17 protein-coding genes are annotated in these 20,735 nt (G+C 67.4%); 6 read left to right on the top strand and 11 right to left on the bottom strand.

Features of this window, described 5'->3' with window-relative positions:
- Window positions 1-8: 8 nt before the first annotated feature.
- The 3 genes from IEX33_RS03710 to mtrA all read right to left on the bottom strand — a co-directional run bounded on the left by IEX33_RS03710 (window position 9) and on the right by mtrA (window position 4,283).
- Window positions 9-1,727, bottom strand: coding sequence for an LpqB family beta-propeller domain-containing protein (locus IEX33_RS03710; protein WP_188727740.1), 1,719 nt, complete (start codon window positions 1,725-1,727; stop codon window positions 9-11).
- A complete protein-coding gene (mtrB, locus tag IEX33_RS03705; RefSeq protein ID WP_229675239.1) occupies window positions 1,724-3,469 on the bottom strand; it encodes an MtrAB system histidine kinase MtrB in 1,746 nt (581 codons plus the stop codon). The genes IEX33_RS03710 and mtrB overlap by 4 nt, the downstream gene beginning before the upstream one ends.
- Window positions 3,470-3,608: 139 nt before the next feature.
- Complete coding sequence (gene mtrA / locus IEX33_RS03700; RefSeq protein WP_104184998.1) at window positions 3,609-4,283, bottom strand: MtrAB system response regulator MtrA; 675 nt, start codon at window positions 4,281-4,283, stop codon at window positions 3,609-3,611.
- A gap of 180 nt (window positions 4,284-4,463) precedes the next feature.
- Here mtrA and IEX33_RS03695 point away from each other — a divergent pair, with 180 nt between their 5' ends.
- Genes IEX33_RS03695 through IEX33_RS03670 form a run of 6 tightly spaced genes read left to right on the top strand, consistent with a single transcriptional unit; the run spans window position 4,464 to window position 10,708 of the window.
- The gene (locus IEX33_RS03695; RefSeq protein ID WP_229675211.1) at window positions 4,464-5,807 is read left to right on the top strand and encodes a DUF7847 domain-containing protein; all 1,344 of its coding nucleotides are present in this window, start codon (window positions 4,464-4,466) and stop codon (window positions 5,805-5,807) included.
- On the top strand, window positions 5,797-6,474 hold the full coding sequence (locus tag IEX33_RS03690) for a DUF4129 domain-containing protein (protein ID WP_188727735.1): 678 nt from the start codon (window positions 5,797-5,799) through the stop codon (window positions 6,472-6,474). The genes IEX33_RS03695 and IEX33_RS03690 overlap by 11 nt, the downstream gene beginning before the upstream one ends.
- The gene (locus tag IEX33_RS03685) at window positions 6,471-7,664 is read left to right on the top strand and encodes a DUF4350 domain-containing protein (RefSeq protein WP_188727733.1); all 1,194 of its coding nucleotides are present in this window, start codon (window positions 6,471-6,473) and stop codon (window positions 7,662-7,664) included. The genes IEX33_RS03690 and IEX33_RS03685 overlap by 4 nt, the downstream gene beginning before the upstream one ends.
- Window positions 7,661-8,656: an AAA family ATPase gene (locus IEX33_RS03680; protein ID WP_188727731.1), complete on the top strand. Its 996-nt coding sequence runs from the start codon at window positions 7,661-7,663 to the stop codon at window positions 8,654-8,656. Before IEX33_RS03685 ends, IEX33_RS03680 begins: the two co-directional genes overlap by 4 nt.
- Window positions 8,656-9,948 (top strand): DUF58 domain-containing protein, encoded by a 1,293-nt coding sequence (locus tag IEX33_RS03675; RefSeq protein WP_188727729.1) that lies wholly within the window; start codon window positions 8,656-8,658, stop codon window positions 9,946-9,948. Before IEX33_RS03680 ends, IEX33_RS03675 begins: the two co-directional genes overlap by 1 nt.
- A gap of 46 nt (window positions 9,949-9,994) precedes the next feature.
- On the top strand, window positions 9,995-10,708 hold the full coding sequence (locus tag IEX33_RS03670; protein ID WP_188727726.1) for a DUF4166 domain-containing protein: 714 nt from the start codon (window positions 9,995-9,997) through the stop codon (window positions 10,706-10,708).
- A 27-nt stretch (window positions 10,709-10,735) separates the two neighbouring features.
- On the opposite strand, the gene IEX33_RS03665 is transcribed toward IEX33_RS03670, so the two are convergent.
- From IEX33_RS03665 to IEX33_RS03630, 8 genes are all read right to left on the bottom strand, one after another.
- Window positions 10,736-11,803 (bottom strand): uroporphyrinogen decarboxylase/cobalamine-independent methonine synthase family protein, encoded by a 1,068-nt coding sequence (locus IEX33_RS03665; RefSeq protein WP_188728210.1) that lies wholly within the window; start codon window positions 11,801-11,803, stop codon window positions 10,736-10,738.
- A 2-nt stretch (window positions 11,804-11,805) separates the two neighbouring features.
- Entirely contained in the window at window positions 11,806-12,213 is a 408-nt protein-coding gene (locus IEX33_RS03660; RefSeq protein ID WP_066277345.1) for a chorismate mutase, read from the bottom strand.
- Between the two features lie 105 nt (window positions 12,214-12,318).
- Entirely contained in the window at window positions 12,319-14,043 is a 1,725-nt protein-coding gene (locus tag IEX33_RS03655) for an ABC transporter ATP-binding protein (protein WP_188727724.1), read from the bottom strand.
- Window positions 14,040-15,053, bottom strand: coding sequence for an ABC transporter permease (locus tag IEX33_RS03650; protein WP_188727722.1), 1,014 nt, complete (start codon window positions 15,051-15,053; stop codon window positions 14,040-14,042). Before IEX33_RS03650 ends, IEX33_RS03655 begins: the two co-directional genes overlap by 4 nt.
- Before the next feature lie 2 nt (window positions 15,054-15,055).
- Window positions 15,056-16,147 (bottom strand): ABC transporter permease, encoded by a 1,092-nt coding sequence (locus IEX33_RS03645; protein ID WP_188727719.1) that lies wholly within the window; start codon window positions 16,145-16,147, stop codon window positions 15,056-15,058.
- A gap of 142 nt (window positions 16,148-16,289) precedes the next feature.
- Entirely contained in the window at window positions 16,290-17,924 is a 1,635-nt protein-coding gene (locus tag IEX33_RS03640; RefSeq protein ID WP_188727717.1) for an ABC transporter substrate-binding protein, read from the bottom strand.
- A 227-nt stretch (window positions 17,925-18,151) separates the two neighbouring features.
- On the bottom strand, window positions 18,152-19,288 hold the full coding sequence (gene mnmA / locus IEX33_RS03635) for a tRNA 2-thiouridine(34) synthase MnmA (protein WP_188727716.1): 1,137 nt from the start codon (window positions 19,286-19,288) through the stop codon (window positions 18,152-18,154).
- A 193-nt stretch (window positions 19,289-19,481) separates the two neighbouring features.
- Entirely contained in the window at window positions 19,482-20,711 is a 1,230-nt protein-coding gene (locus tag IEX33_RS03630) for a cysteine desulfurase family protein (protein ID WP_188727714.1), read from the bottom strand.
- Window positions 20,712-20,735: the final 24 nt, after the last annotated feature.

Below are 20,735 nucleotides of genomic sequence, written 5' to 3'. Positions count from 1 at the left end.
AGGGTCTCTTAGCCTGGAAACGAGGGGTCGGTGGGGCCTTTGATCTGTGGAGACCACCCGTTGCCGAGGCGTTGGAAGATGCCTTCCGCCGACTGGGCATAAATGTCCTCGGGCCCGTTCCCGGCGCTCAAGGCGACGAGGCCAGGCCAGGGCGCCAGCTGCTGCGGCTGCCCGGAGGCGAGTGACAGCAGCTCCGGCGTGACGTTCGACGCCGCTGAGCCCTTCATGACAGCGATGGTCGTATCGGTGACCCACGCGCCCTGGTCGGGGTCACTGCCGGTTGCCAGGGTGATGGGCGGCGTCAGTTCCCGGGGTGTCCCGTCACCGCCGCGAATAATGCCTGTCACCTGGACCCGGGTTTTACCGTTCTGCTCCGAAATCACCAGCGCACGGACCCCTTCCCTCGAAATCCGGAACTCTTTGACAGTCCGGCCGGCCAGCCAGGCCGGCGTCAGGGTGACCGAGGGTACGGTGGCCCCCTCGGCGATACCGGCCGGGCGGTAAGCCACCACTTCGGTGTCCCCCGAGCCTCCCGGGCCGGCCGACCAGACCCATTCATTGAGGCCGAAGGATGGACGGCTCAGGGTACTCCTGGTGGTGAGTGCCCTCGCCGGCTGGCCGGGACTGATGCTGTACAGCGTGGTCCGGCTGTCATTGAGGAAGGCAGCCGTCTGCGACACGGGAGATTCTGCGGGAAGCCTGGGGTTGAGGGAGGACACGGGCTGCATATCGGGCAGCGGCGAAACCCTGTTGTTTTCGTAGCGCACCAGGTCGTTGCCGCTGATGGCGATCTGGTGGGACGGCACGTTCTTGTCCTGCACCGGCGGAAGCACGGACCCGTCGTCTTCCACCCGCACCAGGTCCTGGTTGGCGCGCAGCTCGACGTTGACGACGTCGGGCTGGCTGCGGAACGTCAACGTCAGCTGCATCTGCATCCGCAGCCGGTCCTCCGGAGACGTCTCCATGAGTTCCTTGGCCGTGAGGTCCACCTGCGCGGCACCGGAAACCACCGGGACCGACTCGCGGGCCAGCTTGATGCCGGAGGGAAAGGCGCTTGCGACGGCGCCGCGGAGGTAGGGTGCCGGTCCGGCCAGCAGGGCACTGGTCATCGCCTTGACCGTCTTGTTCTTGATGAACCAGCGCACATCCGGGACCGCGAACGTAAAAGAGGGATCGTAGAAGTAGATGGGGAACGCGCCGTAGATGACCTTGAAGGTTTCCTCCGCGATGGCGGTGCCGTCCGGAATGGCGGAGATCCTCCACTCACCGTCCACCTGGGTGACGGTCACAGGGATGTTTTCAATCGTTCCCTCCGGGGACTGCGTGGCGATCCCGTCAGCATCCACGGTGTAGGCGACGTCCAGCTCATAGTTGTAGACGTTTTCGGTGCCGGTTGCCACCACCCGCGCTTCCCGGTAGACGATGGCACGCTGGTCCGGTTTCCAGGAGACGGAAGAGGCCTGCGTCAGGTACTGTCGCGCCACCGCGTAGTCGTCTTCGTAGCCGCTGCCTGCCCGGTAGAAGTAATCGATGATGGTCTCAGGTGAGGCGCCCGGCTGTGGCGCGGCCGGCAGGAACACCGGCGCGCTGAGGTTCCCTGCGCTGCCCTCGCTGCTTTTGCCCACCGGCCCGGACGTGGGGATTCTGGCGCAGCCGGCCAGCAGGACGAGCAGGAGGACCAGCAGGGAAGCGGACAGTTTCGCCTGTCGGCGGGCATGGCCCGTCATGTTCTCTCCTCCTGGGCAGGTCCCGTTCCTGCCGGTGCGCCTGTTCCCAGGACCAGCATGTTGCTGGTCCCCGGCTCTCCGGGCATCACGATGTCCTCCGGCTCGAGCTGGACCGGCGATTTGTCGATTTCTTCCCCCTGGCGCAGGGGCAGCGTCAGCCGGAAGTTGGCCCCGCTGCCTTTCTTGCCCCATGCCTGGAGCCAGCCGTTGTGCAGCTTGGTGTCCTCCATGGCGATGGACAGGCCAAGGCCGCTGCCGCCGGTAGTGCGGGCGCGGGCGGGGTCGGCCCGCCAGAAACGGTCGAAGACGCGCGCTGCCTCTGCCGGCGCCATTCCGATTCCGTGGTCCCGGACGGCAATTCCAACGGCGGTCTGGCTGGCTGCGACCGTGACGGTGACCGGCTGTCCTTCGCCGTGCTCCACCGCGTTGAGGATCAGGTTCCGCAGGATCCGGTCGATGCGCCGTGCGTCCATCTCCACGATGATGGCATCTTCGGGCGCCCTGAGGACAATCTCCGAACCGTATTCCGCAGCCACGGGGGCAGCGCCTTCAATGGCGTGTGCGACCACCTGCAGGATGTCTTCGGCTTCGGCGTCGAGCACTGCCACACCGGCATCAAAGCGGGAGATTTCAAGCAGGTCCGACAGCAGTGACTGGAAGCGCTCAACCTGGTTGTAGAGCAGCTCGGCGGAGCGCTTGTTGATGGGGTCGAAGTCGTGGCGCGCGTCGTACAGGACTTCCGCCGCCATCCGGACTGTGGTCAGCGGTGTGCGCAGTTCGTGGGAGACGTCGGAGACGAACCGCTGCTGCATCTGCGAAAGGGTTGCCAGCTGGGTGATCTGCTCCTGGAGGCTGGCTGCCATGTGGTTGAAGGATGCGCCAAGGCGCGCAACTTCGTCTTCCCCCCGGACAACCATCCGTTCCTGCAGCTGGCCGGCAGCGAGTTTCTCCGACACCATGGCGGCATGGCTGACCGGACTGACCACGTTGCGGGTGACGTACCAGGCGACGGCGCCGATCAGCAGGACCAGCACGGCGCCGCCGGCCCAGAGGACACTTTGGATCTCGTCCAGGGTCTGCTGCGCGGTGTTCAGGTCGTAGATCAGGTACAGCTCGTAGACGGTGCCGTTAAATGTCACCTTGTTACCCACCGCAATGCCGGGGCGGTCTTCGGTGCCCACCGGAATGACGGTGGAGGCCCAATACTGGTCCTTCCCCGACTCCTGCACGGCCTTGCGCAGTTCGGGCGGGATGACGCTGACCGTCAGCTGGTCCGAGGCCCGGGATTCGACCCAGCGGTTCCTGGGCTTCGTCTGTTCCGGCATGGCCTCAAAGACGTACCTGCGCTGGATGACCGAACCGCGGCCTTCCACCGCGTTGAGGGTGTCGTACACCAGGGTGATGACGCTGGCCTGGTCGGTGACCTGCGCGCCGTCGAACGTGTCCTGCACCTGCTTGACGTGGTAGCTGGTTTCGGACTCGGCCTGCGCCAGCCGCTCCTGGAAAAGGTTGTTGGCGATCTGGTTGGACAGGTAGGCGCCCACAACCGCGAACGAGGTGACGGCCAGGAGGAGTGTGGTGAGGACGGTGCGGAACTGCAGCGACCGGCGCCACCGCCGGTGAAGGGACCGGCCGATGAAGCGCAGCGCCGGCAGGAACCGCCGGAATCCGGTCCTCACAAGCCGTGCAACGCGCAGGCTGACGATCAGGGCGCGCCGCTGCCAGAGATGGGCGCGGAACATCAGGTCCCGGAGACGGGCACTGGCGGCGTCGGTGTGTTCGGGGCCAGGGGGCAGGCCGGCCCCGCTGGGATGTCCGGCGGCGGGATTGCCCGCGGGAGCGGGCGCGCCCTCACCGGGCGCACCGTCCTGTGCCGCGGGTTCAGGCCCCTGCTTTGTAGCCGACACCACGCACCGTCAACACGACTTCCGGGGCTTCCGGATCCTGCTCGATCTTGGACCGGAGCCGCTGGACATGGACGTTCACGAGGCGCGTGTCAGCAGCATGACGGTAGCCCCAGACCTGCTCGAGCAGCAGTTCCCGGGTGAACACCTGCCATGGTTTCCGTGCCAGGGCCACCAGGAGGTCGAACTCCAGGGGCGTCAGCGAAATCCGGTCGCTGCCCCGGCTGACCGTGTGTCCGGCGACGTCGATGGTGATGTCCGCGATGCGGAGGGTTTCCGGCGCCTTCTGGTCGCCGGGGCGGAGCCGGGCGCGGACGCGTGCCACCAGTTCCGCGGGTTTGAAGGGCTTGGGCACGTAGTCGTCGGCGCCGGACTCAAGTCCGCGGACGACGTCGGACGTGTCCGACTTGGCGGTGAGCATGACGATGGGCACATCCGACTCTCCCCGGATCTGCCGGCAGACCTCGATGCCGTCCACGCCCGGAAGCATGAGGTCCAGCAAAACCAGGTCCGGCCGCGATGACCGGAAAATGTCGAGCGCCTGGGCGCCGTCCGCGCAAAAGACCGGCTCGAAGCCGTCATTGCGGAGGACAATTCCAATCATTTCGGCGAGCGCTTCGTCATCGTCTACCACCAGAATGCGTGCCTTCATAGTTATATATTCCCTTATCAGGATGGCTTTGTCCTGTTCAGCGCCCTCCGGCATGGCGGGGCGCTAGGATGCCCGACGCCGGAACTATAGGCTGGTGCCACGCCGGACGTTTCGAGCGCCACGCCGGAATTGCGAAGCCGGCGCCAGGCTGACGGCGGACTGGATGGGGGAAGGAACATCGTGTCACCAAAGGATTACGACGCGGAGGAGCCCGGAGGCCCGGGCCGGCCTGCCTGGGGGCAAACTCCGGAGCAGCACCAGCCTTCGGGAGGGCACCACCCGGCGCAGCAGCCGCCAGGCTGGCCGCCGCCGGCGGATCAGCAGCGTCCTTGGGGTGCGCCGGCGTGGCAGCAGCCATGGGGCCAGCCGGGTGCGCCATATCCGGGCTCCCCGGGCCCGCAATCCCCCAGCCTCGGGTATCCCTCCCAGGGCCACCCGTACGGCCAGCCACGGTATGTTGCTCCGCCCAAACCGGGCATCGTCCCGTTGCGCCCCCTGATGTTCGGGGAGATCATGGACGGTTCGTTCCAGACCATCAGGCGGAATGCCAAAGCCATGCTGGGCGCTTCGCTGCTGGCGCAGTCCCTCGCCGCCATCCTGACGGCTGTCCTTACAGCAGCCACGGCCACGTCGATGGGCTCCATCGAAGCCTGGGCGGAGAGCGCCAGCCCCGCCGACCTCACGTCACTCGGCCTGGGCTTCGTTGCCGCCATTGTGCTGGTTGCCGTCCTGACCATCTTCATCGCCTCCGTCCTGCAGGGAGCCATGGTGGTGCCGGTGGCGCGGTCCATCCTTAACCGTCCTACCGGTTTCAAGCAGATGTGGGTCCTTGCGAGGCCGCGGGTCGGGGCACTGATGCGGCTGGCGGCGCTACTGATGGTTGCCGGGCTGATTGCCATCCTCGTCCCGGCAGCGGCCGCCGTCGCGTTGATCGCCAGCATGGAACGGATGGGCGTCCTGTTGCTCATTCCCATGTTCCTGGGCTTTGTTGCCTTGTTCGTGTGGATCTACATCAAACTGCTGGTGGCCCCGGCCGCCGTCGTGGTTGAGGAACTGGGTGCGCTGGACGCCCTGCGCCGGTCTTGGGACCTGACCCGGGCCAACTGGTGGCGGATCCTTGGAATCACCGTGGTGGTGGGGATCATGGTGGGCGTCATCAGCCAGGTGGTCATGATCCCGGTGAGCCTTGTAGCCCCGCTGATGGCAGGCTTCCTTTCGCCCCACGGGGGCGCCGGGCAGGACGTGTCCATCGCCGTCGCCGTCGGCATCATCACCGCCGTCCTCGGTGCAGTGGCAGGAGCGCTGGGCTATGCTTTCCAGACGTCCGTCATGGCGCTGATCTACATGGACCTCCGGATGCGCAAGGACGGACTGGATATCTCGCTGCTCCGCATGATGGAGTCCGGAGCGGATCCGGACGGCATCCCGGGCCGCGGCCAGGCGGCGGCCCGCCCCGGAGGTTACCCCGGTGGCTGGAACTCCGGCACGGGGCCTGCGCCGGGGGCCTGGCCGGATGGCCGCTGAACCCCCGGTGCTGCCCGGGGCGGAGGAAGCCCGCCGCTGGGCAGCAGAGGAGCTTTCACAACCTGAATACCGCGACGCTGCCCCGGGATGGGTCGAGACGCTGTGGGAGAACTTCCTGGACTGGCTTTCGACCCTGGACGGATCCGCGGATGCAGGCAGCACCGTGCCAAGCCCCGTCATTGGACTCGTGCTCGCCGTGATCATCGCTGCCGCGGTGATCATCGCCAAGCCCCGGCTGAACCCCAAAGCGCGGCAGGTCAAGGAGGTGTTCGAACCCGAGGGCGAGCTGGCGGCCGGCGAGTACCGTCAGCGTGCGGAGACCTCCGCAGCGGCTGGAAGATGGGGTGACGCCGTCGTAGACCGTTTCCGGGCTCTGGTCCGTTCTGCCGAGGACCGCACCATCCTGGACCCCCAGCCCGGGCGGACAGCCGATGAGGTGGCCCGGGACCTGGCGCTCCCCTTCAGCACCGAAGGGCAGCGCCTGGACAGGGCGGCGGGCATGTTCGATGCGATCCGCTACGGGAACAGGACGGCCGACGCGGGCGACTACCGGGCCATGGCCACCCTGGATGACGCGCTCGAAGCCCTCAAGCCCGCCCGCCGGCCGGGCAATCGGGACGAGGGCCACCCGGACTATGAGGCACCGCGCCCGGCGGTCCTGCCATGACCGGGGCGGCTCCGGCTTCCGCGGTGCAGGGAGGCACCGATGCGGACCAGGCATCCGTCCGCAGGACAGGGTGGCTCCGGCGGCACCGTGCCTTGGTGGCTTGGGCCGCCGTGGTGGCTGCCGCGCTGGTCCTGGTTCTCTGGACGCAACTCAGTCCCAAGGGGGACGCCGTTCCGATGTCGGTCCACAACACCGGCCCCGATGGCGCCCGCGCGGTGGCGCAGATCCTGGGCCGGCACGGAGTAGCTGTCCACGATGCAGGAAACTACGGGGCAGCCATTGCAGCACTGGAGGCCGGTTCTTCGCCCACGCTGCTGCTGTACGACAGGAACGGCTTCCTGGACGGTCCCCGGCTCCGCACCCTGGCGGCCTCCGCCCAGCGGGTGGTGGTGGTATCGCCCCGGCTGCAGACCCTGGACACACTCGACGCCGGCATCCGGCAGGCAGGGGTTGTGCCGGACGCGTCTGCAGTGCTGGAGCCCGGCTGCAGCCTGCCTGACCCGGAGGCCGCAGGTACCGTTTCCGGAGAGTCCGGCTTCCTGTACGACGGCGGGACGACCTGCTACCGGCCGGACGGCTCCAGCGCAGGGCTCCTTGCCGTCAGCAGCGATGCCCAGCTCACCGTGGTGGGCAGCACCGCCGTCTTCAGCAACGGACAGCTGGACAGCCTGGGGCATGCCGCACTGGCCATCCGGACCCTCGGGCCGTCTCCTGACCTTGTGTGGTACATCCCTACCCTTGAGGACCTGGACACCGGGGGCAGCCCCGCCAGCCTCGACGAACTGGCCCCCGGCTGGGCGCGTTTCCTGGGCCCGTGGCTCGCTCTGGTGGCCCTGGCGGCAATAGCCTGGCGCGGCAGGCGCCTGGGCCCGCTGGTGTTTGAGCCCTTGCCGGTTGTGGTGAAGGCAGCGGAGACTGCAGAGGGCCGGGCGAGGCTCTATCAGGACTCCCGCGCCGTGGACCAGGCGCGGGACAACCTTCGGGCCGGCACACTGGTACGGCTTTCCGGGCATCTGCGGACCGGGCCAGGGGCTACCGCCGACCAGGTTATCGACGCAGCTGCCGGACTCCTCGGCAAGCCGGCCCGGGAGCTCCGCGAACTTATCAACGAACGTCCCGGCACCGAGGCGAGGCTTGTGGCCTGGTCCCGGGAGCTGGACACCCTAGAGAAAGAAGTCAAAAGCCGATGAGCGAGCAAGGCAGCAGCCCCCGGGTCCTGGACCACATGGATCATGATTCCGCCCGGCAGGCCCTGCTGGACGTGCGGCACGAGGTGGCCAAGGCCGTCGTGGGGCAGGACGCCACCGTCACGGGAATGCTGATTGCCCTCCTTTCCCAGGGCCACGTGCTTCTGGAGGGGGTCCCGGGCGTCGCCAAAACGCTGCTGGTGCGTGCCCTGTCGGCGGCCCTGAGCCTGGACACGAAGCGCGTGCAGTTCACCCCGGACCTCATGCCCGGAGATGTCACGGGATCCCTGGTCTACGACTCGCACACCTCCGAATTCACGTTCCGTGAAGGGCCGGTGTTCACCAACATCCTGCTGGCAGACGAAATCAACCGGACGCCGCCCAAAACGCAGGCGTCCCTGCTCGAGGCCATGGAGGAACGGCAGGTTTCCGTGGACGGAGTGTCCCGGCCGCTGCCAGCACCGTTCCTGGTTGCTGCCACGCAGAACCCTGTTGAGTATGAAGGAACCTATCCCCTGCCCGAAGCGCAGCTGGACCGGTTCCTGCTCAAGCTGACCATGCCGCTGCCCGGGCGCCAGGACGAAATGGAGGTCATCCGGCGCCATGCTGCTGGCTTTGACCCGCGCGACCTCACGGCTGCGGGGGTCCGGGCAGTAGCCGGTGCGGCAGACCTGTCGAAAGCCCGGCAGGCCGTGGCGTCGGTGGCGGTGGACCCTGAAATCATCGGCTACATCGTGGATCTGGTGCGCGCCACCCGCTCGGCCCCGTCATTCCTGCTGGGAGTCTCTCCCCGCGGGGCCACGGCACTGCTGAACACGTCCCGGTCCTGGGCCTGGCTGTCAGGCCGGAGCTTCGTGACCCCGGACGACGTCAAGGCCCTCGCACTCCCCTGCCTGCGGCACCGCGTGGCGCTTCAGCCGGAAGCCCAGATGGACGGGGTCCGGGTGGATGACGTGCTGGGCAGCATCCTGGCCTCCGTTCCCGTTCCCCGCTGATGGCCATCTCCGGGCGTTTCGTGCTGCTGGTGCTGCTGGGGGTGGTGCCGGTCCTCCTGCTGCCCGGCTGGGAAACGGTACTGCTGGTGTCCGGGGTGCTGACGGCCCTTGCCGCCGTCGACCTTCTGGCAGCGGCCCCGCTGCGGACGGTCAGCCTGCTGCGCACACAGCCCGGAAACGTCACCCTGCACGCGGCGGTGGATGCCGTGCTCATGGTCCGGAACGACGGCGGGCGCCGGCTCCGCGGCGTCCTGCGCGACGCCTGGCAGCCCTCGGCGGGAGCGCAGAACGCCGTACAGGACATTGAGGTTCCGGCCGGTGAGAGCAGGCGCGTCACGGTACGGCTGCGTCCCGTCCGGCGGGGAGACCTCCGGGCACCGCACGCCACCCTCCGCTCGTTTGGCCCCCTGCTGCTGGCAGCGCGCCAGAAGACAATTCACAGCCCCGGCTCGCTGCGGGTGCTGCCGCCTTTCCACTCCCGCAGGCACCTGCCGTCCAAGCTGCGGAAACTGCGCGAGCTCGACGGCAAGGCCGCGGTGCAGATCCGCGGCGCGGGCACCGAGTTCGATTCCCTCCGGGACTATGTCCGGGGCGACGACGTCCGGTCGATTGACTGGCGGGCCACCGCACGCCGGTCCGCGGTGGTGGTACGCACCTGGCGGCCCGAACGGGACCGCCGTGTGGTCATGGTCCTCGATACCTCCAGGACGTCGGCGGCAAGGATCGACGACGAAACGCGCCTGGACACGGGCATGGAAGCGGCCCTCCTGCTGGGTGTCCTCGCGGAGCGGGGCGGGGACCGGGTGGACTTCCTCGCCTTTGACCGCCGGACCCGCGCCAGGGCAGGGTCCGCCGGGCAGGGGAACCTCCTGAGCCAGCTGGTCCAGGCCATGGCACCGCTTGAGGCCGAACTCATTGAGATGGACTGGCCAGCCGTCCCGGCGCAGGTCCGCGCCGTTTCCGCGCACCGGTCACTCGTTGTGCTGCTCACGTCGCTGGACGGCGGTGCGCCCGAGGAAGGCCTGATTCCCGTCGCGGCCCAACTGGCCCGGCAGCACGTGGTGGTGGTTGCGGCGGTCCGGGACCCGCAGCTGGGAACCATGCTGGGAGAACGCGGCGACGCCACGGGTGTCTACCGGGCCGCGGCGGCGGAGCGGGCTCTCCTGCAGCGTGCGGCGATCAGCGCAGAGCTCCACCAGCACGGTGTGTCAGTGGTGGACGCCGAACCCCACCAGCTGCCGCCGCGGCTCGCTGACATGTACATCAGGCTCAAGGCTGCCGGTACATTGTGAGGTCACAGCACCTTGTTCCAGCCGCTTTCCCAGCAGGAGGTCCCCCATGAACGTTCCCATCTACCAGCAGGCCCTCGGCGCGGACTTTTCGCGCCTGCAGCCCGAGCTGCAGGAGTACTTCTCGCTGGTGCCGGGCTCGGGCCGCTACGGCGTGGGTGAAGGAACGTTCGACGTCGTGGGCTGCCGTCAGGAATGGCTCCGGCCCTTGCTGCGGCTCACCAGCGGCGAGGAAGCCTTCTTCCCCGAGTACGGCGAAAACATTCCGTTCCGCATCGAGAACCACGCCCACCAGGACCCGTTTGGCCGCTCCAGCCTCACGGCCCGCCGTGAGATCCGGTTCCCGGGACGCACCCGCATCTTCCAGGACACCACAAGCGCCACCCGCCGGAACGGTGCACCCCAGCTGGTGGATTACGTGGGCCGGTACCGGCGGCTGGTCACCGACCTGAACCTGAGTGTCACGGCAGAGGGCCGGCTCCGGGGCGTATCGGAAGCCTCACGGCTCCTCCTGGGCCCCTTCCGGATCCCCCTTCCTGCCGCTTTGGACGCCAAAGCCTACGCAGAACAATGGTGGGACCCGGCAGAAGGTCCCGCCGGTAAGCACCGGATCCAGGTGAAGGTTATCCAGCCGCAGATCGGCCTGGTTCTGGTCTACGCCGGCAGCTTCGACTACCGGCTGCGCTCCTACACCGGCGGCAGCTCGGCCCACAGCTTCCTGCCGCGGTACGCGCAGCCGGACCGCTGGGAAAACCGGGTCTGACGCCGCCGCCGGCCGAAGCCGCGCCGGCTAGCCCTGGGCGAGCTGGTTCAGCCCGTCCGCAAGCTGGGTAAGCCTGCCGAGCACCGCTGTGGCCTGCGACGGCGAGCCGCCGGCGAGCCCGGCCGATGGTGTCACCCGGATGGAGGCCAGGGCGTCTGCCGGAAGGCCCAGCTGCCGCCAGGGCCGCCACACGGCCTCCACCGATTCAGCGACCTTGGGCAGCGCCCCGCCGGCTGCCTCCACGACGCCTAGCCACAGGCTTGAGCCTGATTCCACCGCTCCAGCCAGCTGCTCCCACTGCCGGGACGTCAAAGCCTTCAGGGGAACAGCTATGCCGTCCGCGCCGGCAGCCAGGATCTGTTCGAAGGGCGCTTCCACCTCGGGAACGGAGATCACCGCTTCGGCGGCGCCCGCGGCCCGCAGGGCGTCAAGGACCAGCCGCCACGATTCGCGTGCTTCAGACGCCGGCACCGCCCGGAGGGTGCGGTAGCCGCTGGAGGTGGGAATGGTGCCGGCCAGCACCGCGGCGATCTCCGGCTCGTCCACCTGGACTACCAGGCGCGCACCCGGTACGGCGGCCGCCACCCGGGAGAGGTACCCGCCCACACCCGCGGCGAGCGAGGCCGCAAGGTCCCGCCGGGCGCCGTAGTCGAGGAGGGCGCGCTCGCCGTTGTGCAGATGGAGCCCGGCCGCCAGGCTCAGGGGCCCCACCAGCTGGACCTTGATCTCTGCGGCAGGTCGTTCCTCGGCCCCGGCCACGTCGGCGAGGACGTTGATGTCCGTGGCCAGGGCTGACGCGGCGCGGCGGAAGTCCTTGCCGGGACGGTCGACCAGCCGCCATCCGTAGGGCTGGACGTCGACGGCCAGCTCGGCAAGGAGGCTGGCCGTACGCCCCAGGGCATCGGAACCAACTCCGCGGTCCGGCAGTTCGGCGAGGAAGGGCAGGTGCGGGCTGCCGAGTTCGCCCCGGATGATCCGGGCGGCCTCCACGGGGTCTTCGCCCGGCCACGGTCCCAGCGCAGTGGCCGTCACTTCCCGCGGCGGAGCGGGCGCCGGTGAGGAGGCGCCACCACGGGCTTCGTGCCTTTTGACCATGCTCACGCGAGGGCTGATGCCTGCGGGTGCTGGCCCGAGGCAGCTTCGTGGTCTTCGGCGATCGCCTCGTGGTGCCTTATGACTTCCCCGATGATGAAATTGAGGAACTTCTCGGCAAAGGCGGGGTCCAGATGGGCGTCCTCGGCGAGGCGGCGAAGCCTGGCGATCTGGGCGGCCTCGCGGCCGGGGTCCCCGGCAGGCAGCCGGTGGGCGGCCTTGAGGAAGCCCACTTTCTGGGTGGCCTTGAAGCGCTCGGCCAGCAGGTAGACCAGGGTGGCATCAATGTTGTCGATGCTTGAACGGATGGAGAGCAGTTCAGCCATCACCGACTGGTCCACCTGGTCCGCCAGCGAACTGGCTGAGGGGTCGTAGTCATCGGCATCAGGAGTGTGAAGGTTGTGCTGCGTCATGGTTCAAGTCTATGGGCAGGCACCGGAATCCCCCGGCTGTTAAGCGCCGGTGCCGGTATCCGGCACCGGCGCTTCGGGCTCCGACGCGGCGCTGCGTCCTGCCGCTCAGATGCCCAGCAGGGCGCGGTGCGCTTCCCTCCGCTTCGCCTGTTCCTGCGGATCGGGCACGGGCAGGGACGCGATGAGCCGCCGCGTGTAGTCGTGCTGCGGATTTCCCATCACCTGGCTGCCGATCCCCTGCTCTACGAGCCTGCCCTTATAGAGGACGCCCACCCAGGAGGAGAGCGTGTCCACCACGGCGAGGTCGTGGCTGATGAACAGGCAGGCAAAGCCGAACTCCTGCTGGATGTCCCTGAACAGTTCCAGGACCTTGGCCTGCACCGAAACATCCAGTGCGGACGTCGGCTCATCGGCGATCAGCAACCGGGGATTCAGGCTGAGTGCCCGTGCCAGCGACGCCCGCTGGCGCTGGCCGCCGGACAGTTCGTGCGGGTACCGTCCCGCGTACGACGCCGGGAGCTGGACTGATTCAAGCAGCTCGCCTACGCGTTTGCGCGCCTGCGCCGGGCTTGGCTTCGTGTGGATGACCATGGGTTCGGCGATGCAGTCCCCGATGGTCAGTTGCGGGTTGAAGGACGCCGCCGGGTCCTGGAACACAAACCCTATGTCCTTGCGGAGCGGCTTGAAGGTCCGTTCCTTGAGGTTCAGCATCTCGTATCCCAGCACCTTCAGGCTGCCTCCGGTGGTCCTGTTGAGGCCGGCGATGGCCCGCCCGATGGTGGTCTTCCCGGAGCCGGACTCCCCCACAAGGCCGAACACTTCGCCCCTGGACAGCGTGAAGCTGACCCTGTCCACTGCCTTGAAAGCCGGTGTTCCCAGCCTCCCCGGGTATTCGATGGACAGGTTGTTGGCCTCCACCAGGACTTCCTCCTCCTGGTGGGCCCGGCTGGCCAGTCCCTCGGAGGCGGAGTTCCGTCCGAGGTGCGGCACCGCGGCGAGGAGGCTGCGGGTGTAGTCCTGCCGCGGTTCTGCGAACAGGGTGCGGGCCGGAGCCTCCTCCACCACGTCGCCCTGGTACATCACCACCACCCGGTCGGCGAGGTCCGCCACCACCCCCATGTTGTGCGTGATGAGCACGATGGACGTGCCGTACTTGTCCCGCAGGTCCCTGAGCAGTTCCAGGATTTCCGCCTGCACTGTGACGTCCAAAGCCGTGGTGGGCTCATCGGCGACAATCAGCCCGGGGTTCAGGGCCAGCGCCGCGGCGATCACCACCCGCTGCTTTTGCCCGCCCGAGAACTGGTGGGGGTAATAGTTGACCCGGTGTTCCGGATCCGGGATGCCCACCTTGCGCAGCGCTTCAATGGCCCGGGTTTTGGCCTCCTTGGCTGAAACCCGCTTCCCGTCGCTTCCGGCGTGCGCCCGGATGCCTTCGGCAATCTGCCAGCCCACGGTGAACACCGGGTTCAGTGCTGTGGACGGTTCCTGGAACACCATGGCAACGTCCCGGCCGCGGATCTGGCGCAGCCGTGCGGCGCTGACGCTGATCACGTCTGCCCCGTTGATCAGCACCGCCCCGGAGCTGCTGGCCGTTTCCGGGAGCAGGCCCAGGATGGTCTTGGCGGTGACCGTCTTGCCGGATCCGGACTCCCCCACGATCGCCAGTACCTCCCCCTTCCTGACCTCCAGGCTGACGTCCTTGACTGCCTGAACCGGACCGCCGTCCGTGGCGAACGTGACCTGGAGGTGGTCGATGTCGAGAACGGGACGGCCGGCGTCGGGCTCTCCGTTGGGGCTCCGCCCGGACAATGGATCGATATTGACGGTCATGATGCCCTCACTTCGGTTGCGATGGCGGCGTTGTCCACCGGCGCCGGGGAACTGCCGCCCGTGCTCTTGCGGCCGCGGAGGCGTGGATCGTTCAGGTCGTTGATGCTCTCGCCCACCAGGGTCAGACCCACCACGGTCAGCACGATGGCCAGGCCGGGGAACAGCCCGGTCCACCAGATGCCCGACGTGGTGTCGGCGAGCGCCTTGTTGAGGTCGAAGCCCCACTCCGCGGCTGAGCTGGGCTCGATGCCGAAGCCGAGAAACCCAAGGCCGGCCAGGGTGAGGATGGCTTCGGAGGCGTTCAGGGTAAAGATCAGCGGCAGGGTCCGGGTGGCATTGCGGTAGATATGGCGGGTCATGATGCGGATGTTGGACGCTCCCACCACTTTGGCGGACTCCACGAAGGGCTCAGCCTTCAGCCTGACGGTCTCGGCCCTGATGACCCGGAAATACTGCGGAATGAAGACCAGCGTGATGGCCGTGCCGGCAGCGAAGATGCCGCCGATGAGGCTGGACTGTCCGCCGCTGATGACGATGGCCATGACAATGGCCACCAGCAGTGACGGGAAGGCGTACACGGCGTCGGCAATGACCACCAGGATCCGGTCGAGCCACCCGCCGAGGTAGCCGCTGACCAGGCCAAGGACAACGCCGATGACGATGGACATGGACACGGCGACGACGATCACCAGAATCGCCGTCTGCGCGCCCCAGATGACCCGCGAGAGGACGTCGTAACCGCCCACGGTTGTCCCCAACAGGTGCTTGCCGCCCGGGGCCTGCTGCGTGGGGAAGTTGCCGTCGGCGTCGGAAAGCTGGGAGAAACCGTAGGGTGCCAGCAGTGGTGCGAAAAGTGCCGTCAGGACGAACAGTCCGGTGAGGACCAGCCCCGCGACCAGCATGCCGCGCTGGAGGCCGACGCTTTTGTTGAAGTGTGAGACCACCGGCAGGCGGCGGTACCAGGGAGCCCGTGGACTTTCCATCGGGACGGGAACGGCCGGGATGCTCATGCTCAGTACCTCACGCGGGGATCGATCAGCGCGGCAATAATGTCCACGATGAAGTTGGTCATGGCCACGATGATGGCGAGCAGCACCACGATGCCTTGCACGGCCACGAAGTCGCGGGCCGTGAGGTAGTTGGCGAGCTGGAATCCCAGGCCTTTCCATTCGAATGTCTTCTCGGTCAGGACCGCCCCGCCGAGCATCACTGCTATTTGCAGGCCCATCACCGTGATGATGGGTATCAGCGCGGGCTTGTAGGCATGCTTGGTGACCAGGCGGTATTCGCTGACGCCCCTGGACCGGCCGGCCTCAATGTAGTCCCTGCCCAGGGTGCCAATGACGTTGGTCCTGACAAGGCGGAGGAAGATGCCGGCTGTCAGCAGCCCCAACGCCACCGCGGGCAGGACGGCGTGGGCCAGGACATCTCCCAGGGCGGCCATGTTGCCGCTTCGAAGTGCGTCCAGCCAGTAGATACCGGTGGGTGCCTCCAGTGACGTCAAGGCCAGTTCGCTGGACGTCCTGGCCCGCCCCGCCACCGGCAGCCAGCCGAGCCACACCGAGAAGGTCAGCTTCAGCAGCATGCCGGCGAAGAACACGGGGGTGGCGTAGCAAAGAATGGCGAAGACGCGCAGGACGGCGTCCGGCGCCTTGTCCCGGCGGTGGGCCGCCACCATTCCCAGCGGAATACCGACCACGAGGGCAACGAGCAGGGCGTTGATGCTCAGCTCCAGGGTGGCCGAGCCGTAGGTTGTCAGCATTTCGGAGACGGCGCGGTTGTCCGTGAGCGTCCGGCCGAAGTTGCCGGTGGCCAGCTGGCCGAGGTACTCGAAGTACTGAACCAGGATGGGCCGGTCGTAGCCGGCCGCCTGGATCCGCTCCTGGAGCTGGTCCGCCGGCAGGCGCCCTCCCATGGCTGCGGTAATGGGGTCGCCGGTGATCCTCATCAGGAAGAAGACCATGGTTACCAGGATGAAGATGGTGGGAAAGATCAGCAGGAAACGGACCAGAATGTACTGTCCCAGTCCACCGCCGGATGATTTCTTGGCGGGCGGCAGGAGTCCGTCCGCGTCAGTTGGTGGCGCGTCGATCAATGTCGTCATGGGTACCTCAGGTTGTCTTCGCGGCGCCCGCGGCGGGCCGGCACCGCATCCCGTCCAGCACGCGGGGCGGGACACGGGCGCCTAACAACAGGCGCACCGTGTCCCGCCCCGTGTGCGGTCAGAGCCGGATGGTTCGGTGGACTTACTTGGACATCACGCCAAGACGGGTCTTGAACGAGGCATCGAGGGTCTTTTCGACTCCCTGGACATCCGTTCCGGCCACCATGACCTGGGCGCCCTGCAGCAGCGGCAGCGTGGAGAGGTCCTTGGCGATGGCTTCCTGGGCCTCTCCCAGGAGTTCGCTCCGCTCAGCCTTGTCCGTGGTGACCAGCTGCTGCTTCACGATGTCCGTCACGGCCGGGTTCTCATAGTGGTTGCCGAGGAAGTTGCCCGGGATGAAGAACGGCGTCAGGTAGTTGTCCGCGTCCGAATAGTCCGGGAACCAGCCCAGCTGGTACACGGGGTAGGCGTCGGCCCGGCGTTCCTTGGTGTAGGTGGTCCACTCGGTGGACTTGAGGTCGACGGTGAAGAGCCCTGACTTTTCGAGCTGTTCCTTCACCAGTGCGTACTCGTCGGCCGCGGACGTGCCGTAGCGGTCCGTGTACTGCAGCTTCACGTCAACCACCGAGGTGATGCCGGCATCGGCCAGGACCTGCTTTGCCTTGTCCAGGCTCGGCTTGCCGCTCCCGTCACCGTAGAGGCTCTTCAGCGGCTCGGTTGCGCCTTCGAATTCCTTGGGCACGTAGGAGTAGACCGGAGTGTAGGTGTCCTTGAAGACCTGCGAAGCAATGACGTCACGGTCAACGAGGTGGGCGATGGCCTGGCGGACGGCAAGGGCCTTGGCAGGATCGGCTTCCGGGGTCTTCGCGCCGAACGGCATGGTGTCGAAGTTGAACACCATGTAGCGCAGTTCCCCGCCCGGGCCCTTGTGGACCTTCACCTTGTCGTCGCCTTCAAGGTCTGCGACGTCGGTAGCGGTAAGGATGCGCCCGGCGACGTCGATGTTGCCCTGCTGGACATCGAGCTTCAGGTTGTTCGGGTCCGCGTAGTGCTTGAGGGTGGCTCCGTCGTTGGACGCAGCGCCCAGCAGCCCCTGGTAATCCGGGTTGGGCTTGAAGCTGACCAGTTCGTTCTTCTTGTAGCTTTCAATCGTGTACTGGCCGGCGAACGGCTTGGCCGCAATGATGGCGTCGTCGTCCATGATCTTGTCCGCCGGGAAGACTTCCTCGTCCACGATCGGACCGGGGTTGGAGGCAAGCACGCCCGGGAACACCTGGTCGTTTCCGGCTGCAAGGGTGAACACCACGGTGTTGGCGTCCGTCGCCTCGATCTTTTCCATGTTGGCGAGCAGTGACGCCGGCCCGTTGGGGTCGTCGATCGTCTTGACGCGGTTGAAGGAAAACACGACGTCTGAAGAATCCAGCGTATTGCCGTTGGCGAACTTCAGTCCGGGCTTGAGCTTCACGGTGTATTCGGTGGGGCTGGTGAAGGAGGCGGACTCCGCGATGTCCGGGGTGGCATCTGCAGTGCCGGGTTTGTAGTTGAGCAGGAACGGGTAGATCTGGTTCATGACCATGAAGGATCCGCCGTCATAGGATCCGGCCGGGTCCAGGGTAACCACTTTGTCCGTGGTGCCGTACGTGATGGCGCCACCCCCGGCATCGCCGGTCGAGGTTCCACCGCCGCCGCCTGAGGGGCCCGTGCAGGCAGTCAGGGCGAGGGCGGAAATGCCTGCCAGCGCGATTGCGCCGTGCAGTGCTTTGTTGCTCTTCGTCATCTAAGAACTTTCTGTTCGATGAGTGCGCGCCCGCCGACCGCTGATGGGTGCATTTGCTCAGGCGGGAAGCGCGCGGTGCTGATGCCTAGATTCAATCAGAGAGTCAACACTCATCCCGGACCATTTTGTGAGTTGAGACACAAAATTTACCTGATTGCCCCTGGCAACCACGCACAACCAACAACACCGCCCCGGCGGAACCGGGGCGGTGTTGGGGACACGCTGTCCTAGAGCTCGGCGCGCTGAAGCGAACGGGCGGCGTCGATGGTCGCCTGGCCCAGCACCCGGCTGCCCTGGTAAAGGACAATCGTCTGGCCCGGGGCCACTCCCCGCAGCGGGGTGGTGAGCCGGACGACCAACTGGCCGGCTGCGCCCCCGTCGTCGCCTGCCGCTTCCATGCGGGCCGTCGCGGGCACGGGGTCGCCGTGGGCACGGACCTGGGCGTGGCAGCCGAATTCCGTGCCCGTTTCCACCTCGGCGATGGGCAGTCCTGCCCAGGAGACCTTGATGCCGCGGATCTCGTCGATGGCCAGCAGGGCCTCCGGGCCCACTACCACCTTGTTTTCCTTGGGGCGGATCTCCAGGACGAACCGGGGCTTGCCGTCGGCGGCCGGAGTGCCCAGTTTCAGGCCGCGGCGCTGGCCCACGGTGAAGGCGTTGGCCCCCGGGTGCTCGCCGACCTTTGTGCCGGTTTCGTCCACGATGTCCCCGGTGGACATGTCGATCTTTTCGGCGAGCCATCCGGCGGTGTCACCGTCGGGGATGAAGCAGATGTCGTGGCTGTCCGGCTTGTTGGCTACGGAGAGTCCGCGGCGTTCAGCCTCCGCACGGACTTCAGCCTTGGACGGCGTGTCGGCCAGCGGGAACATGGAGTGCTTAAGCTGCTCGTGGGTCAGGACGCCCAGGACGTAGCTCTGGTCCTTGGCCCAGTCAGCGGCCCGGTGCAGTTCGCGGTTACCGTCGGCATCCTCGATGACCTTGGCGTAGTGTCCGGTGCACACGGCGTCGAACCCCAGGGCGATGGCTTTTTCCAGGAGCGCGGCGAACTTGATCCGCTCGTTGCACCGCATGCAGGGGTTGGGGGTGCGGCCGGCGGCGTACTCATCGATGAAGTCCTGGACAACGTCTTCCTTGAACCGCTCGGAGAAATCCCAGACGTAGTACGGGATGCCAAGGACGTCGCAGGCCCGCCACGCATCGCGGGAGTCCTCGATGGTGCAGCAGCCGCGGCTTCCGGTGCGGAGCGTGCCGGGCATGCGCGAGAGCGCCAGGTGGACGCCGACGACGTCATGCCCCGCCTCGACGGCGCGGGCGGCGGCGACGGCGGAGTCGACTCCGCCGCTCATGGCTGCTAGAACTCGCATGGTGGCTTTCCCTCGGGTTTTCCCGGCTCCGGGCCGGTGCTGGCTGACGTGCGCGGGCTGGCGGCGCTGGATAAGGACGCTGGGTCCCGGCGCTGGTTCTTGGTCTGATTCTTAGGGCAGGCAGGCTCCCGGAAACGATCCTTGCCTATCTATTCTACGGCCTCAGCACAGAGCCCCGTCAGGCCGGGCTCCGTCAGCCGCCGTTGAGGGGCCGGCGCGCAAGCGTTCCTGCGGTCTGGATGCTGGACTCGTGCCCGGCCATCCCCGCCTGCCGCGCCCGGGCATAGGCGCCAGGCAGCGCGGCCAGGAGGGCGTCGACGTCGCCCTCCACCGAGGCATGGCCCAGGGTGAACCGCTGCGCGCCCCGCGCCGTCTCCTCGTCCAGGCCCATGGCCAGCAGAACGTGGGAAGGCCTGGGCACACCCGCCGTGCAGGCCGAACCGGTGGATGACTCCACGCCGGCCAGGTCCAGGAGGAACAGCAAGGAATCTCCCTCGCAGCCGGGAAAAGTGAAATGCGCGTTGCCGGGGAGCCGGCCGTTTCCGGCGGCACCGCGCAGGACGGCTTCCGGAACCCGTTCCAGGACACCGTCAATCAGCCGGTCGCGGAGGCCCGTAATGCGTGTGGACTCGGCGCCCAGGGTGGCTGCGGCCTTCTCAGCGGCAGCGGCGAAGGCTGCGATCGACGCCGTGTCCAGGGTGCCCGAGCGGACGTCCCTTTCCTGGCCTCCGCCGTGCTGGACGGGGGTAAGTTTCACGGACCGCCCCAACAGGAGCGCACCCACCCCAACCGGGCCGCCGATCTTGTGGCCGGAAATGGACATGGCGTCAAGGCCTGAGGCCTTGAAATCCAGGGGGAGGGAACCGAACGCCTGGACCGCGTCCGAGTGCACGGGGACCCCGGCGGCGTGCGCCAGCTCCACGATCCTGCTGATGGGCTGGATGGTGCCCACCTCGTTGTTGGCCCACATCACGGTAACCAGGGCGATGGTGCCCGGGTCACGGGAAAGTTCAGCGTCAAGGACGGCGAGGTCCACCACTCCGTCGCTGTCCACCGGCAGCCAGACCACCTCGGCGCCTTCGTGGCGTTCCAGCCACTCCACCGTGTCCAGGACTGCATGGTGTTCGACGGCGGAGCAGAGGACGCGGCGCCGCGCGGGCACGTCAGCCACGCGGGACCAGTACAGCCCCTTCACGGCAAGGTTGTCAGCCTCCGTACCGCCCGAGGTGAAAATGACTTCCGACGGGTGCGCTCCCGCGGCGGCAGCAACAGCCTCCCGGGCGTCCTCCACGGCACGGCGCGCCCGCCGGCCGGAACCGTGCAGCGAAGACGGGTTTCCGGTGCGGGCCAGTTCACGGGTCAGCGCGGCCAGCGCCTCAGGTGCAAGGGGGGTGGTTGCTGCATGATCGAGGTAAACGGGCACCCTGCAATTCTACCGGCCCGCCCC

This window comes from Pseudarthrobacter scleromae (assembly GCF_014644515.1).
GTDB classification, from domain to species: Bacteria; Actinomycetota; Actinomycetes; order Actinomycetales; family Micrococcaceae; genus Arthrobacter; species Arthrobacter scleromae.
This window is presented reverse-complemented; position numbering and strand designations above follow the sequence as displayed.

What these genes read in the sequence shown, in the direction of transcription:
- mtrA (WP_104184998.1), bottom strand. Translation starts at nt 4,283, where the DNA reads ATGAAGGCACGCATTCTGGTGGTAGACGATGACGAAGCGCTCGCCGAA.
- IEX33_RS03690 (WP_188727735.1), top strand. Translation starts at nt 5,797, where the DNA reads ATGGCCGCTGAACCCCCGGTGCTGCCCGGGGCGGAGGAAGCCCGCCGC.
- IEX33_RS03685 (WP_188727733.1), top strand. Translation starts at nt 6,471, where the DNA reads ATGACCGGGGCGGCTCCGGCTTCCGCGGTGCAGGGAGGCACCGATGCG.
- IEX33_RS03670 (WP_188727726.1), top strand. Translation starts at nt 9,995, where the DNA reads ATGAACGTTCCCATCTACCAGCAGGCCCTCGGCGCGGACTTTTCGCGC.
- IEX33_RS03660 (WP_066277345.1), bottom strand. Translation starts at nt 12,213, where the DNA reads ATGACGCAGCACAACCTTCACACTCCTGATGCCGATGACTACGACCCC.
- IEX33_RS03680 (WP_188727731.1), top strand. Translation starts at nt 7,661, where the DNA reads ATGAGCGAGCAAGGCAGCAGCCCCCGGGTCCTGGACCACATGGATCAT.
- mtrB (WP_229675239.1), bottom strand. Translation starts at nt 3,469, where the DNA reads ATGTTCCGCGCCCATCTCTGGCAGCGGCGCGCCCTGATCGTCAGCCTG.
- IEX33_RS03655 (WP_188727724.1), bottom strand. Translation starts at nt 14,043, where the DNA reads ATGACCGTCAATATCGATCCATTGTCCGGGCGGAGCCCCAACGGAGAG.
- IEX33_RS03640 (WP_188727717.1), bottom strand. Translation starts at nt 17,924, where the DNA reads ATGACGAAGAGCAACAAAGCACTGCACGGCGCAATCGCGCTGGCAGGC.
- IEX33_RS03650 (WP_188727722.1), bottom strand. Translation starts at nt 15,053, where the DNA reads ATGAGCATCCCGGCCGTTCCCGTCCCGATGGAAAGTCCACGGGCTCCC.
- IEX33_RS03645 (WP_188727719.1), bottom strand. Translation starts at nt 16,147, where the DNA reads ATGACGACATTGATCGACGCGCCACCAACTGACGCGGACGGACTCCTG.
- IEX33_RS03675 (WP_188727729.1), top strand. Translation starts at nt 8,656, where the DNA reads ATGGCCATCTCCGGGCGTTTCGTGCTGCTGGTGCTGCTGGGGGTGGTG.
- IEX33_RS03665 (WP_188728210.1), bottom strand. Translation starts at nt 11,803, where the DNA reads ATGGTCAAAAGGCACGAAGCCCGTGGTGGCGCCTCCTCACCGGCGCCC.
- IEX33_RS03710 (WP_188727740.1), bottom strand. Translation starts at nt 1,727, where the DNA reads ATGACGGGCCATGCCCGCCGACAGGCGAAACTGTCCGCTTCCCTGCTG.
- mnmA (WP_188727716.1), bottom strand. Translation starts at nt 19,288, where the DNA reads ATGCGAGTTCTAGCAGCCATGAGCGGCGGAGTCGACTCCGCCGTCGCC.